Genomic DNA, 12,353 nt, shown 5'->3' with positions numbered 1-12,353 from the left:
CATTGTCGGAATACTCGATCACCGGCAGCACCGGCCCGAACTGCTCCTCGTCGACCAGCCGCGAGCCTTCCTTGATGTCGCGCACAATGGTCGGCTCGATGAAATAACCGGGGCGATCCATCGCCGCCCCACCGGCGATGATGTTGCCGTTCCTGCGGGCGTCTTCGAGGAAGCCTTTTACTTTCTCATACTGCATCTTGTTCTGCAGCGGCCCGAGCTTGGTACCCTGCTTCGAACCGTCATCCACCACGGTGTTCTTGGCAATGGCCACCAGTTCGTCGCAGATTTCATTGTAGACGGACTCGTGCACATAGAGCCGCTTGATGGCGAGGCAGACCTGCCCTGAGTTCTGGAACGCGCCTTCGAAAATGCCGGGCGCGACCTTCTTCGGATCGACGTCGTCGAGCACGATGCCGGCGTCGTTGCCGCCGAGTTCCAGCGTGATCCGTTTCAGGGTCTGGGCCGCGCTGGCCATGACTTTCTGGCCGGTCGCGGTCGACCCTGTGAACGAGATCTTGCGGATGTCGGGATGTTTGGTCATGAAGTCGCCGAGATCGTTGGCGTCGGCAATGACGTTCAGCACGCCCTTGGGAAGGATGTCCTTGACCAGTTCGGCGAATTTCAGCGTCGACAGCGGCGTGGTCGGCGCCGGCTTCACCACCAGCGTATTGCCGGCCAGCAAGGCGGACGGCAATTTGAAGCTGAGGATCAGAAGCGGATAATTCCAGGGAATGATCGCGCCGACGACCCCGAGCGGCCGGCGATAGGCTTCGACGCGGCGGTCGCCCGAGTCCTCGATCACCCGCATCGGCAGGTCGAGCGAACCGAGATAGCGGAAGAAGGCGGCCATGCCCATGACCTCGCCGGTGGCGTCGGCCAGCGGTTTGCCCTGTTCGCTGGTCAAGAGCCGTGCCAGATCGCTGGTGTTGGCCTCAATCGCCTCGGCCATCTTGATGACCAGCATGCGGCGCTGCTCGATCGGGGTCGCCGCCCAGGCCGGAAACGCCGCCTTGGCCGCGGCGACGGCGGCATCGAGCTGACTTTTCGAGGCGCGCGGGCATTGTGCCAGCACCTCCTCGGTTGCGGGATTGAGGACGGGCATCGTTTGGTCGCCGGGCACCATCTTCCCGTCGATCAGAAGGTTAAAGTCGTTCATTGGTCTGGCTCTCCCTTTCGAATGGACCGCTTTTGAGGTCGCGTTATATTCGGACCTATATCACGGCTCCGGCAGGGAGGCCACGCCCCCCGCAGCGCGTCAGCCGTGAAAATCGAGCTGGACGCGATCCGCGGCATCGATATATCCTATGGGATATAACGTTTGATTCCCCGGAGCGTGGTGAAGAAGGAGAGCGAGACCCGCGAGGACGCGGGCGATGGCGGCGGGGTTTCGCCCGGCTTTGTCGACGCCTCCGGAAACCCGGCCACGATCAGGCTTTCCCTGAACCGGACCTCTTCAAGGACGGGAAAGCCTATGGTTCTGCAAGGCACCATGATTGGCGATTGCGGAAATGAAGCTGGCGACGCTCGCCGTCCGCAATGGAATGAAAGGCTTGCCTGCCTCCCGGCAGCACTTCTTGATATGCCCGACAGCGGAATGGCTGATGCAGTCCACGGGAAAGAGCGCCGCATCGGCCCGGCTGATCAGCCCCGGCAGCGCGGCCGGGCTTTCCTCGATGCCGCCATCATGCGCGAGCATCCTGCCGCCCCTCCCGGTGACGATCGCTTTCAATTGATCGATCAATCCGGGGCGCCCGCCGACATAGAGCATGGTGAGACCTTGCAGATCGTTTTCGGCGGCTAGGCCGTATTGCTCTGGTTTGCCGATCTTTAGCTCGGCTTCGAGTGCGGCGACTTCGCGTTGCAACCGATCATTCTGCTTGTTGAGGGCCGCGGCAAATCGGTGCGCCTTTTCAACGTGGTGCTCCAGCTCCGCCACCCGCGCGGCCAGTTGGCTCGAATGAGCTTTCTCGGTGTCCAGCCGCTGCAGGAGGGCGGACGTGGAGAGCGCCCCTGTCGTCAATTCGGCCATCGTTCGGTCGGCTATTTCGCGTCGCAGAACCTCCATTTCGAGGCCTTCGACTTTACGCAAAAGCCCCGATCGCTCGCGAGAACTCTCCGCGAGACGAGCCTCCTGCCGGGAAATCTTCTCGTCGCGCTCGCCGAGGTCATGTTCGAGCGTTCGCAATCGCACGATGTCGACCCGGTTCGACGAGCCAACCATATGCGACAACATGTGCACCTGGCCAAAAGCCTCTTCGACCAGAGGGCGGTCGGTTGCGGGATGAGTCAATAAGGCCCAGTAGGCGCCGGGAATGCCGCCTTGTTCGAAGGCCTCAAGCCAGAGCTCTCTGACCTGCGCAGTATTCGAGGCCCTCGCAAAACGTCGGATCGCGGCTTCGTGGCGATGATCCAGCGTCTTGTTCAGCAGTTTTCCGATCAGGTCGTGCTTTCCAGCGCCGTTAACGCCATAACTGTGCAGCGTATGATCCGACGCGGTCCTGGCGGAGGCATCGCCGAGCTTGACGAAGAATTGACGCAATTCGGCCGCCGACAGGCATGTGCCGATGATCGAGCAATGCAGCGTGGGGGCGATATCCCAGATCTTCGATCGCCGGCCCTTTGCGTCGGTGACGACGAGCGGCGGCGGACCATCTCGCCCGCGAAGCACGAGCGTGCTGATGGCACTCCGCTGATTGTGGTGGGCAACAGAGAGGTCTGACACCGAATTTTTCCGCTACGATGTATCTGCACGGATATAACGCTAACTCGCATTTGGTTGGCTTGCAATATGCTTGGCTCGCTCCTTTGCGCTCCGATTCTGCGAAACACCGCCCAAATGGGGACATTGCACTGCACGACGCGCTTCGTGGGCGGAGCTTGAGCGTCGGGGGGTCATGGGTGGCGGATTCGGCGAGGTTCGGAATGCCGTGAGGTTTCGAATTTTTTGGTCATCATCGATCTTGGAGGCTGCAGCATGACTATCCAGCGGCCGGAGGATCTGATAGGGTTCAACCCGAGGGTGTGCGGCGGGGGCCAGTTCTTTCACGAATGACCCGATAGATGTTTCCAGGCTTGACGCGCGACGAATAGCCCGATGCCAATGCTTGGGCGGGGAGTTGGGCGTCTTGATTTTCGGCGTCTTGATGAAGACAAAATCGGAATTGCAGGGTAGGCGGCGGGAGATCAATCGCATCGGCAAACGATCGAGCGCAGCGGCCCGGCAATGCTGCGACCAGGCGTTAAATAAACCAAACGGAGGACGTACCCATGAAGAAACAGCGGAGTTATATTGCTTTACCTGCCATTGCCGCGACGCTCGCGGCATCGTCAGCGTTTGCCCAATCGGTGGACACCGCGCGCATCGAGGCCGGCGGCCAGAATGACTGGCTGACCTACCATGGCTCCTACAGGTCCTATCACTACAGTCCGCTCGCCCAGATCAACGCCAGCAATGTCGCCAATCTGAGTGTTGCCTGGATCCATATCCCCGGTCGATCCACCCGCGGCCTGCAGTCGATGCCGCTGGTGGCCGATGGCGTGCTCTACTACACCGGATCGTACAGCCGAACTTTTGCGCTGAACGGCGCCACCGGCGAGGTGATCTGGTCCTATTTCCCGGAATTGGACGAAGCCTTGATCGCCCGGCAGACCCACTCGCCCTATAATCGCGGGGCCGCGCTCGGCGAGGGCAAGGTCTATGTCGGCACCATGGACGGTCGGCTCATCGCGCTGGACATGAAGACCGGGAAGCCCGCCTGGGAGACCAAATTGCTCGATTCCCAGAAGCTGACGGTCGGCTTCACCGGTGCGCCGCTTTACGCCAGGGGCATGGTCGTGATCGGCGCGCAGGGCGGCGAATGGCCGGGCCGCGGCCCGATATTCGGTGTCGACGCAAAAACGGGCCAGAAGAAATGGGAGTTCCTGACCGTCGGCGGCACCGACGAAGCCATGAAGACATGGGGCAATGACTCATGGCGCACCGGCGGCGGCGGCGGCTGGATGCCGGGCACCTTCGACTCCGAGACCAGCACCGTCTGGTGGGGCACCGCCAACCCGGCGCCGCTCTATGATTGGTCGGGCAGCGACTACAAGACGCAAGGAGCCCGCCCCGGCGACAATCTTTATACCTCCTCGGTGATCGGTCTTGATGTCGACAGCGGCAAGCTGAAATTCTATCATCAGGAGCTGCCGCACGACGCCTGGGACTTCGACAGCGCGGTCGGCGAGTTCGTGATGCTCGAGCGCGACGGCCAGAAGCTCGTGGTGCATCCCAACAAGAGCGGGTACATCTTCGTCTACGACCGCAGCGCCGGCCTGAAGAACGTCTGGCGGATCACCGAGAACAGCAATTTCGTCAAGAGCATCGACCCCAAGACCGGCGAACTGATCGGCCGCCGCGACTTCACGGCGGGGAAGGTCGACGAGCCGTTATGCCCGCACATTTCCGGCGGCGTCAGCTTCAACGCGGGTTCCTACAACCCGAAGACGGGCCTCTACTACAAGCTCGGCCAGGAATGGTGCATGACCCTCGACGTCGTGAAGACGACGCCGGTGGTCGCCCCACAAGCCCAACTCAACATCGGCGCCAACTTCAAGATCGCGCCTCCCCCCAGCGGCGAGATTTATGGCCACCTCGACGCGCGCGACCCGGTGACCGGGGCCAAGAAATGGGAGGTTCGCTTCCCCGAGCCGCCGCTTGCGAGTGTGCTGTCGACCGGGGGCAACCTCGTGTTCGTACCTGACTCGCGCGGCGTGATTCACGCCTATGATGCCGAAAGCGGGACCGAGCTGTGGAATCACTCCGACGGCACCGGCCATCAGGGCGGGATCATCAGCTACTCCGCCGGCGGCAAGCAGTACATCGCCGTGACCGCGGGCTTTGGCGGCATGGCGTCGGACGACTACGCACCAACCTTCGGCGGCGTCTACAAAAGCATGCCGCGCGACGATGGCGCGCTCATCGTCTACAGCTTGAAATAGATCGCAGAGACGCTTTGCGGGGAGCGGATGCAATCCGCTCCCCGTGCCTTAAATAAATGCGCCGATGAGACTTGACGAAACTGGCCTTGGACCGGATCAGATTGGACTTGAACGTGATGGCAGTGCTGGCCGCCGCGCTTATGTGCGCGGTGCCGGCTTTGGCGCAGTCTGCCGCCACCCCCCCGGACAATGCACCATTCAATGTCGAACAGTTGTTCGCATCGACCTGCGGCTGGTGTCATTCCGATGCGGGCCGTACTGCCGGCAAGGGGCCGCAGCTCATGGATTCGCAGCGAAGCGATGACTTTATCCGCAACCGCATCAAGACCGGCAAGCCAGGCGCGATGCCGGCCTTCGGCGAAGCCTTCAGCGACGCGCAGATCGACGAGATCATCAAGTACATCCGGTCATTGAAGCCGGAGGGATGAACCAGGAAATCCCAATCCATCCGCACCGGGGACACGATATGAAAGCCATTCTTCCGCTTTTGGTCGGCGTTGTCGCGGGCCTCACGGGGCCGGCGGAGGCGCGGCCTCTCGACACCATCCAATCGGTCGGCGCGCTCGGGCTGTGTGCCCACCCCAACTCGCTTCCATTCGCCAGCAAGACCGGCGACCCTCCCGGGTTCCAGGTCGAGCTGGGCCAGGCCCTGGCGCGCGAGCTTGGCGTTTCGCTGAAGCTCGACTGGATTATCACCATGTTCCAGATCCGCAGCGCCGACTGCGACATCGTGATGGATGTCATTGCGGATCCCGAGGCGCAAAGCGAAACCAATCTGAGGATTTCAAAACCCTACTATCGCACAGGTGTCGCGCTGGCCGTGCCATCGGCCAGCAAACTCACGTCATTTGCGAGCCTTGACCAGCACACCAAGGTCGGGGTCCAGGTCGGATCCGTCGCGGCGATGATCATCGGTCAGCGTCATGTGCCGACATCGACCTTCGGCTTCGAGGTCGACAGCCTCGATGCCCTGGCCAATCATGAGATCGACGCGGCGGCGGTCACGCCGACCGTCGCCGCCTATTTCAATCTCACTCATCCGGATAAGGCGGTTCGCATCGTGGGTCCCGACGAGAGCGAGGCGGGCCTCAACTGGAATGTCGCCGTCGGCATGGTAAAACCGGACCAGAAGCTGCGCGATGCCATCGAAGCCGCCCTCGAGCGGTTGCGCGCCGACGGGACGATCGAGCGCATCTACGGGCGCTACGGTATCGTGCTGCAATCGCCGAGATGATTCCGCTCCGTGTGCGCAAAGAGAGCTCGACCATCTCGTGAAGGCATCCATCGATGGCAATTTTTTTCTGGCGCATGACACGCTTTCAAGTTCCGGCACTATGGCCTAGAGTTGCTGATCGGGCTGATTGCGCTGGGATCGTTGGATCGCAGACCTTCGCTGCGCTATGGCGGTGCAGCGAACCGATGGCTGATGATGATCGGCCCTGAGGCATTGCCTCGTCCCTCAAGTCGATCATCAGGAATCATCATCATGAGACAAGAACAAAACGTTGCTGCAAGCTCGCTTGCAGAGGGAGAAACGCTCAAGGGCCGTTACGCGCGTGCGCTCGGCACGGCCGGACTGGCACTCGTGCTTGGCGCGGCGTCTTATGGCGCCGCGCGTGCCCAGAGCGCGCCGGTCGGCGTTCCCGACAAGAGCTTTCCGGAGAGTGTGACATCCACCAGGGATGGCACACTCTATGTGGGCAGCTTCAACCTTGGCGGCGTGGTGAAAGCCGCGCCCGGCGGCAAGGCGGAGCAATTCGTCAAGCCCGGCGCCGCCGGCAGCCGTTCGGTGCTCGGCGTGCTTGCCGACGAGAACAGCGGCACACTGTATGTCTGTTCGAACGACATCACCGGATTTGGCGTTCCCGGTCCAAGCGACACCAAGGGAGCATGGCTGAAAACCTTTGATCTCGCCAGCGGCGCACCGAAGGGCAGCTTTGCCCTCAAGGATCCGAAATCCCTGTGCAACGACATCGCGGTCGGCGCCGACGGCACCGCCTATGTCACCGACTCGTTCGCGCCCAACGTTTACAGCCTGAAGCCGGGTGGCACCTCGCTCGAGATCTGGACGACGGATCCCAAGCTGGCGCCGGCGAAGGATGGTGTCGGCCTCGACGGCATCGCAATCGGGGCGGACGGCAATCTCTACGTCACCACCTTTATCCCGGCTGCGTTGTTCAAAATCACTGTCGAGAACGGCAAGGCTGCCGGGGTCACCGCGCTGAAAGCATCTCGCCCGATCGATCATGCGGACGCGATGCGCGCATTCGGGGATGGCTTCCTGTTGATCGAGGGCTCCGGCCGGCTCGACAAGGTCACGATAAAGGGCGACGAAGCCCGGGTCGAGACCATCGCGGACGGCCTCAGCGAACCTGTCTCAGTGACGCAGGTCGGCAATACCGGGTGGGTCGCGGAAGGCAAGCTGTCCTATATCATCGGCGAAAACAAGGACAAGGATCCAGGCGCGTTCGCGATCAAACCCGTCGCGTTGTCGAAGTAAGGCGCGATTGGCGCGGAGCGGCCAGGGAATGGCTACGGCCGGCGGACCTTTTTTCAGAATTCGGAAACTGTTTCCCGGTCAAGTCATAGGGCATGGCGGGTTCTACCCGCCACGCCCGTGGCCTCGGGCCGCTCAGGCTCTCCGCGGGCGTCCGATAATATCGGTCCGCAATGCCGCGAGCTCCTTGCGGACCGCGCTTGCCGCATCGCGTTCGATTTTGCGGTAACGGGCAACGAGGGAGATGCCGAACGGCGTCAGGACCGCGCCGCCGCCGTTCTTGCCGCCGGTCTGCCGCTCGACGGCGGCATGCCCGCAGATGCGGTTGATCTCGTCCACCAGATCCCACGCCCGCTTGTAGGACATCTCCATGGCGCGGCCCGCGGCCGAAATCGAGCCGCAGGCCTGAATTTTTTCAAGCAGTTGTATTTTGCCCGGACCTATCCGTCCCTCCGGGTCGAGATCGATTCGAACACTCAGGGATGGGAGCGACCCGGCGCTGGATTTCCGCATAGCACAACTGACTGTTCCGATCGGGAGCGTCAGCTTGCCACTGACTGTGCATATTTTGCAACTGCCTCACGGACACAATCTAGCAGATAGCTTCCTCGCCCCGGTTTCTCGACGACCAAAACCGCCATTGCCGCGGCTCGTTTCTGCACATATTGGGTGGGATTGCCTGTGAAGAGAATAGCCGGGATTGAAACTCCCCGACCGCGCAGTGCGGTGACCAGCTCCAGTCCATTCATTGCGGGCATTTGGTAGTCAACGACAAGGCACCCAATCGCAGGTAGGCTCGCCTCGTTGAGCAAGTCTTGGCCATTGGAAAAGGCGTACACCGCGAAGCCCTCGCTCTCCATCAGGTTTCTGAGGGAGTTCCGCACGGAATCATCGTCGTCAACGATGAGGATGACTTGCTTCGCAAGCTCCGACGCAGCCTGAGTTGTCATCAAATTGCCTTCGCTGTCGAATGGAAACAGGACCATATGATGCATTAAGCCACGAAAGCTCGGCGGCCGATTTGATCTGTGACAAGACCGGCCCATGCAAGCCGCTATAGTAGGCGTGTGGCGGGTCGCCAGTCCGTAAGACCACCGGCTGTTCGCGCCGACGAAGGAAGCGCAGCATCTAACGCTGTGCTTTAGCGAGTAGCCCGCATGCGCCAACGGATCGGCACGAATGCGCCACCCGATGGCAGGCTCCGCGATATGCGGGACCACCGCAAAGGAAACTCCCGCGAATTAAAGGGAAACAACGCATCAAGACATTTGCTTTCGTGCCCCGGACGCAGCGCGGCGCATGGCGATGCGCTTCTGAGCCGGGGTCCATCTTGTGGATTGGTACAGCGATTTTGAAGTTCGGATCGTATCATGCGTCGCGACGCAATCGCTCTCTGCCCGCGCACGGCTATCGAATGCGCACAAGTCGCATCGAGAGATTCACCCATCTTTCTCAGCGTCATTCCGGGCAGGCCCGGAATCTGTCAATCCGAGTCAATCCGATAGCCGCGCGCGGGGAGAGGTTAAGCGCGTGCAATATAACAACCTTCACGGAAACGGACATTCGCCCGTCTTGGCCCTAAGAGCGGGGGGAGGGAGCGAGAGAGCGTCGCCTCGCCTCACGCTCGTCAATGACGCGGCTTACGTCTTCTTCACAAACGCGGCAAAGGCCTCGGCATGCTCCGGATGCCAGCGCGACAGCGCCGGGCGGTTTTCGACGATATCGCCGGCCGCCCACAGGATGCGCCGTTCGTCGAGCCTTCGCGGCACATCATTGTCCGGACAGAGAATATAAAAGTCTCCGGCCGCCACCCGTTCGATCATGAAGTCGACAGTCTGCTCAGCTGTCCATGCCGCGGCCGGCTTTTCGGTGCGGCCTTTTGCGGTAAGCCCGGTAAAGACAAAACCGGGAATGAACAGATGGGCGCTGATCCGGCTGCCTGCCGTGTTCCGCAGCTCGTGCTGCAGCGCCTCGGTAAAAGCTTTCACCCCTGCTTTCGACACATTGTAGGCGGGATCACCGGGAGGCGTCGTGATGCCCTGCTTCGAACCGGTGTTGATGATCAGGCCGGGCCGTCCGCGCGCCATCATGCCCGGTGCAAAGACCTGCGAGCCGTGGATCACGCCCCAGAGGTTGACGTCGAGAATGCGCTGCCAGCTCTCGAGCGGGCCGAACATCTGGCTGCCGGGCTGAATGCCGGCGTTGTTCATCAGGACATCGATGCCGCCAAACCGTTCTTGCACGGCGCCTTGCAATGCCGCAACGTCTTCGATCCGGCTGACGTCAACCGCCTTCGTCATGATGTCAGCGGTGCCGGCCGGCGCCGCCGCTGCCAATTTCGCTTCGGCTTCAGCGAGGCGATCGGCTCCCAGATCCGCGATACAGACCTTCATGCCGAGATGCGCGAACCGCAGCGCGGCGGCAAGACCTATTCCGGAGGCGCCCCCGGTGATGACGGCGACATGGTTCGGTGACATGGCGGGGTGGGGCACGTGAGTTCTCCTGAAATCAAAAAGTGTCGCTGCCCAGCGGTTGAGTACGGACGGTGCGGCGAGCCTACCATGCACGAAATGGCATGGGAGGTCTTCGCTTAGCGCCATCGCACCGGCGCCGAGCCTGCTTTACCGGTTCGCGCGTCCGCCGTAGATTTGGACAACGGTCGGGAACATCGATCGAAATCAAGGGAGCTCAGACATGGCTGTGACGCAGGCGATCCCGATGACGCGCCATCCCTATGCGGATGGTTCCTACAAGAAGATGCTGATCGACGGCAAATGGGTCGACGCCGCTTCCGGCAAACGCTTCGAGACGCACAACCCGGCGACCGGCGAGTTGCTCGCCACTGTCGCCGAGGGCGATGCCGAGGATATCGACCGCGCGGTTGCCGCGGCGCGCCGCGCCTTCGAAGGGCCGTGGAGCCGGGTCAAGCCATTTGAGCGGCAGAACCTGCTGCTGAAGCTCGCCGATCTCGTCGAGCGGAACTTCGAGGAACTGTCGACGCTCGATACGCTCGACATGGGCGCGCCGATCAGCCGCACCCGCGCCACCAGGCAGCGCGTGCTCGGCATGCTCCGATACTACGCCGGGCAAGCAACCGCGCTGCACGGCGAGACCATCGAAAACTCGCTGCCCGGTGAAATCTTCTCCTACACGCTGAAGGAGCCGGTCGGTGTCGTCGGCGCGATCATTCCCTGGAATGGTCCACTGGGTGCCAGCGTCTGGAAGATCGGTCCCGCCATCGCCACCGGCTGCACGGTGATCCTGAAACCGGCGGAGGAAGCGCCGCTGACCTCGCTGCGGCTGGCCGAACTCGCCATGGAAGCCGGCATCCCGCCCGGCGTCGTCAATGTGGTGCCGGGCTATGGCGAGACCGCGGGCGCAGCGCTCGCATCCCATCCCGGCGTCGACAAGGTCGCCTTCACCGGCTCGCACGTAACAGGTCAATCGATCGTCAAGGCCTCCGCCGGCAACCTGAAGCGGGTGTCGCTCGAATTGGGCGGCAAGTCGCCGGACATCGTGTTTGCCGATGCCGATCTCGACGCCGCGGTGCCGGGCGCGGCGATGGCGGTGTTCGCCAACTCCGGCCAGATCTGCAGCGCGGGCACGCGGCTGTTCGTCGAGCACCAAGTGTACGACGAATTCGTCGGCCGCGTCGCCGAATACGGCAAGAAGCTGCAGGTCGGCAACGGCCTCGACCCCAACACCCAGATCGGGCCGCTGGTGTCGGAACAGCAGCTCGATCGCGTCACCGGTTATCTCGATATCGGCCGCAAGGAAGGCGCCACGGCGCTGGCCGGCGGCGCCCGGTTGACCGAGGGCGCCTTGTCAAAAGGCTACTTCGTGCCGCCGACCGTTTTCGCCAATGTAAAGGACAATATGCGGATCGCGCAGGAGGAGATCTTTGGGCCGGTGATTTCGGCGATCTCGTTTAAGGACACCGACGAACTGATCACGCGCGCCAATGCCACGACCTTCGGCCTCGGCTCCGGCGTGTGGACCACCAATGTCAGCAAGGCGCACAGGATTGCAAAGGCGCTGCGCGCCGGTTCGGTCTGGGTCAACTGCTACCAGGCGATGGACCCGGCGGTGCCGTTTGGTGGCTACAAGATGAGCGGCTATGGCCGCGAGTCAGGCAAGCAGCACCTGGAGGAATATCTCAACGTCAAGGCGGTCTGGATCAAGACCGCGTAGGGCCTCTTAGGACAGACATCAAAACTACTGCATCGGACCTAGTTCTCCCCTCCCCCCGCGAACCCCCGCGCAGCGGTGGGGAGGGGTCGGGGGTGGGGGGTCCTTCAGCGGAACCGCTGGCCCAGTGAACGCCGCGCCACCCCCCACCCCGACCTCTCCCCGCCACGCGCGATGCGCGTGGGGGGGAGGGGAACTGATAAACGGACATTTTCGGGGCTGACATGAATTTTCCCTTGCTGTTTTCGCCGCTCAAGGTCGGTCCTTACCGGCTCGCTCATCGCGTCGCGATGGCGCCCTTGACCCGGATGCGGGCGGACAAATCGAGCTTCGCGCCGGGGCCACTGAACGCGGAATATTATGGCCAGCGCGCCACGCCCGGCGACGCCCTACAACCGCGCCACCTTCTATGGCGGCGAGGCGGCCGGCTATACCGGTTATCCCGTCTATGTCGCGCTGGAGCCGGCGTGAAACGCACGTAGCCCGGATGAGCGAAGCGACATCCGGGACGGCCGCAGGTATAATCTCCGGCTGTCGCTCCGCTCATCCGGGCTACGATTCCTTGAAGAGGTTGGTGGGCACGCCATGGCTCGCGCTTTCGCGCGCCCCGTCGGCTTTTGCCCACCCTGCAGCCTGTGTCATTCCGGGGCGCGAAGCGAACCCGGAATCTCGAGGTTCCGGGTTCGCT

Annotated in this window: 11 protein-coding genes and 1 pseudogene; 7 read left to right on the top strand and 5 right to left on the bottom strand. The window is 62.3% G+C overall.

Annotated features, from left to right (window positions below):
• Together ABSG20_RS17485 and ABSG20_RS17480 are read right to left on the bottom strand one after the other, a co-directional pair.
• Nucleotides 1-1,156, bottom strand: a 1,156-nt coding sequence (locus ABSG20_RS17485) for an aldehyde dehydrogenase family protein (protein ID WP_423865766.1), incomplete at its 3' end; no start/stop codon positions are given.
• A 297-nt stretch (nt 1,157-1,453) separates the two neighbouring features.
• Nucleotides 1,454-2,029, bottom strand: coding sequence for a DUF2325 domain-containing protein (locus tag ABSG20_RS17480; protein ID WP_423865765.1), 576 nt, complete (start codon nt 2,027-2,029; stop codon nt 1,454-1,456).
• Between the two features lie 291 nt (nt 2,030-2,320).
• Between ABSG20_RS17480 and ABSG20_RS17475 the strand changes: the two genes are divergently transcribed.
• The 5 genes from ABSG20_RS17475 (at nt 2,321) to ABSG20_RS17455 (ending at nt 7,480) form a co-directional block, all read left to right on the top strand.
• Entirely contained in the window at nt 2,321-2,719 is a 399-nt protein-coding gene (locus ABSG20_RS17475) for a hypothetical protein (RefSeq protein ID WP_423865764.1), read from the top strand.
• A 548-nt stretch (nt 2,720-3,267) separates the two neighbouring features.
• Nucleotides 3,268-4,980, top strand: coding sequence for a pyrroloquinoline quinone-dependent dehydrogenase (locus ABSG20_RS17470; protein WP_423865763.1), 1,713 nt, complete (start codon nt 3,268-3,270; stop codon nt 4,978-4,980).
• A gap of 116 nt (nt 4,981-5,096) precedes the next feature.
• Nucleotides 5,097-5,408 (top strand): c-type cytochrome, encoded by a 312-nt coding sequence (locus ABSG20_RS17465; protein ID WP_423865767.1) that lies wholly within the window; start codon nt 5,097-5,099, stop codon nt 5,406-5,408.
• Between the two features lie 38 nt (nt 5,409-5,446).
• Nucleotides 5,447-6,214, top strand: coding sequence for a substrate-binding periplasmic protein (locus ABSG20_RS17460; protein WP_423865762.1), 768 nt, complete (start codon nt 5,447-5,449; stop codon nt 6,212-6,214).
• 252 nt (nt 6,215-6,466) lie between these two features.
• Entirely contained in the window at nt 6,467-7,480 is a 1,014-nt protein-coding gene (locus ABSG20_RS17455) for an SMP-30/gluconolactonase/LRE family protein (protein WP_423865761.1), read from the top strand.
• Between the two features lie 132 nt (nt 7,481-7,612).
• Here the strand turns inward: ABSG20_RS17455 and ABSG20_RS17450 are convergent, their stop codons facing one another.
• The 3 genes from ABSG20_RS17450 to ABSG20_RS17440 form a co-directional block, all read right to left on the bottom strand.
• The gene (locus ABSG20_RS17450; protein WP_423865760.1) at nt 7,613-7,990 is read right to left on the bottom strand and encodes a winged helix-turn-helix domain-containing protein; all 378 of its coding nucleotides are present in this window, start codon (nt 7,988-7,990) and stop codon (nt 7,613-7,615) included.
• A 29-nt stretch (nt 7,991-8,019) separates the two neighbouring features.
• Nucleotides 8,020-8,472, bottom strand: coding sequence for a response regulator transcription factor (locus ABSG20_RS17445; RefSeq protein WP_423865759.1), 453 nt, complete (start codon nt 8,470-8,472; stop codon nt 8,020-8,022).
• Nucleotides 8,473-9,117: 645 nt separating this feature from the next.
• The gene (locus ABSG20_RS17440; RefSeq protein WP_423865758.1) at nt 9,118-9,969 is read right to left on the bottom strand and encodes an SDR family NAD(P)-dependent oxidoreductase; all 852 of its coding nucleotides are present in this window, start codon (nt 9,967-9,969) and stop codon (nt 9,118-9,120) included.
• A gap of 202 nt (nt 9,970-10,171) precedes the next feature.
• On the opposite strand from ABSG20_RS17440, the gene ABSG20_RS17435 reads away from it, so the two are divergent.
• The gene (locus tag ABSG20_RS17435) at nt 10,172-11,668 is read left to right on the top strand and encodes an aldehyde dehydrogenase family protein (protein ID WP_423865757.1); all 1,497 of its coding nucleotides are present in this window, start codon (nt 10,172-10,174) and stop codon (nt 11,666-11,668) included.
• Nucleotides 11,669-11,889: 221 nt separating this feature from the next.
• Nucleotides 11,890-12,057: pseudogene (locus ABSG20_RS17430) on the top strand (oxidoreductase); the annotation flags it as partial.
• Nucleotides 12,058-12,353 lie beyond the last annotated feature (296 nt).

The sequence above is a fragment of the Bradyrhizobium sp. genome (assembly GCF_049512235.1).
Classification (GTDB): domain Bacteria; phylum Pseudomonadota; class Alphaproteobacteria; order Rhizobiales; family Xanthobacteraceae; genus Bradyrhizobium.
The sequence above is the reverse complement of the archived record's forward strand: the minus strand, read 5'-3'. Positions and strand labels throughout refer to the sequence as shown.

What these genes read in the sequence shown, in the direction of transcription:
- ABSG20_RS17445 (WP_423865759.1), bottom strand. Translation starts at nt 8,472, where the DNA reads ATGCATCATATGGTCCTGTTTCCATTCGACAGCGAAGGCAATTTGATG.
- ABSG20_RS17480 (WP_423865765.1), bottom strand. Translation starts at nt 2,029, where the DNA reads ATGGCCGAATTGACGACAGGGGCGCTCTCCACGTCCGCCCTCCTGCAG.
- ABSG20_RS17470 (WP_423865763.1), top strand. Translation starts at nt 3,268, where the DNA reads ATGAAGAAACAGCGGAGTTATATTGCTTTACCTGCCATTGCCGCGACG.
- ABSG20_RS17465 (WP_423865767.1), top strand. Translation starts at nt 5,097, where the DNA reads ATGGCAGTGCTGGCCGCCGCGCTTATGTGCGCGGTGCCGGCTTTGGCG.
- ABSG20_RS17450 (WP_423865760.1), bottom strand. Translation starts at nt 7,990, where the DNA reads ATGCGGAAATCCAGCGCCGGGTCGCTCCCATCCCTGAGTGTTCGAATC.
- ABSG20_RS17455 (WP_423865761.1), top strand. Translation starts at nt 6,467, where the DNA reads ATGAGACAAGAACAAAACGTTGCTGCAAGCTCGCTTGCAGAGGGAGAA.
- ABSG20_RS17460 (WP_423865762.1), top strand. Translation starts at nt 5,447, where the DNA reads ATGAAAGCCATTCTTCCGCTTTTGGTCGGCGTTGTCGCGGGCCTCACG.
- ABSG20_RS17435 (WP_423865757.1), top strand. Translation starts at nt 10,172, where the DNA reads ATGGCTGTGACGCAGGCGATCCCGATGACGCGCCATCCCTATGCGGAT.